General features: G+C 63.9%; 1 protein-coding gene. It reads left to right on the top strand.

The features are described from left to right. Nucleotides 1-92 precede the first annotated feature (92 nt). A partial coding sequence (locus tag ABH939_RS33125; protein ID WP_404650737.1) for an MFS transporter occupies nucleotides 93-1,478 on the top strand: 1,386 nt, incomplete at its 3' end.

Here is a 1,478-nt window from a genome sequence, read left to right as displayed (position 1 = left end):
CATGCGGGTTCCAAGCATTTCGCCCGATATGTCCCAAGCGTCGGAGCGCAGGGTGTTCCGAGTACACACCCCTTCGACCATCAGGACGGGCCATGACCGCACCGATCACCCCGAAGAACACCGCAGTACGACGAGCCACTTTGCTGGCAGTATGCGTGAGCACCGCAATGCTCATGCTCGACATCGCCGTCGTCAACACCGCCCTGCCGTCGATCGCATCCGATCTCGATACCGGAGTCAGCGCCCTGCAATGGGTGATCGACGCGTACACGCTGGCATTGGCGACGGTGGTTCTCAGCGCCGGATCGTGGGCAGACCGACGGGGTCGACGCCATGTTTTCATCATCGGCATCCTGTGGTTCACCACGGCATCTCTGTTCTGCGCTCTGGCGCCGAACATCTGGGTGCTCGACCTCGCGCGGGCCGCTCAGGGTATCGGCGGTGCCGTACTCTTCGCCTGCTCACTTGCCTTGCTGGCGGACGTGTTCGAGAAGGGTCCCCAGCGCGCGACTGCTCTGGCTGCATACGGCGCCACGATCGGGGGCGCGTTTGCCGTCGGCCCACTGGTGGGCGGGTTGCTCACCGAGTTGTTGGATTGGCGCGCAATCTTTTTGATCAACGTTCCGATCGGGTTGATCACACTGGCGATGACGGTGCGGTGGGTTCCCGAGTCACGCGATCCTCGACCTCGCGGCGCGGACGTGCCCGGGCAGATTCTGGTGTCCACCGGCCTGGCAGCTCTGGTGTTCGGTTTGTTACGCGGTAACGAGGATGGGTGGTTCGAGCCGCAGCCGATGATCGCCGCGGTGATCGCCGCGGCCGCCATGATCGGTTTCTCCCTGCACGAGCTTCGTACCACCGAGCCCATGCTGCCCCCGCATCTGCTCGCCAATCGGGCCTTCGCTGGAGCGCAGATCGCAGCGTTCTCGATCTCCGCCTCCCTGTTCGCGGTGTTCGTCTACACGACCATCTACCTGCAGAACGTGCTGCATCTGTCTCCCGTGGACGCCGGCCTGGTGTATCTACCGGCGACGATAGCGATGTTCGTCGTCGCGGGCGCCACCGCGAAATTGGACGGGCGCATCCCCGTCTCGGTCTCGTTGACGTGCTCGCTTCTACTCGTCTCGGTGGGGCTGGTCATGATGACCGTCGTCGACGTGACCAGTTCGCCGTACGCGATACTTCCCGGATTTGTTGTCGCGTGCGTGGGGGCCGGGGTGTTCAACCCCGTCATGAGTGGGTTGGTTCTGGGCGAAAGCACTTCGAACCATTCCGGATTGGCCGCAGGGATCAACGACGCGTTCCGGCAGACCGGCATCGCAGTCGGGGTTGCCGTGCTCGGCGCCTTCCTTCCGGCGCAGTCGATGCTGCCCGGCGGACCACCGGACGACTTTGTCGGTGGACTTCGGTTGGCACTGTTTGTCGCAGCCTTCATCGCAGCTCTCGGTGCGTTGGTCTGTGCGGCGACGCTGCGCACT

This window comes from Rhodococcus sp. 27YEA6 (assembly GCF_044908235.1).
GTDB lineage: Bacteria > Actinomycetota > Actinomycetes > Mycobacteriales > Mycobacteriaceae > Rhodococcus_F > Rhodococcus_F qingshengii.
Note: the sequence above shows the minus strand (reverse complement) of the source record. Positions and strands in the feature narration are given on the sequence as shown.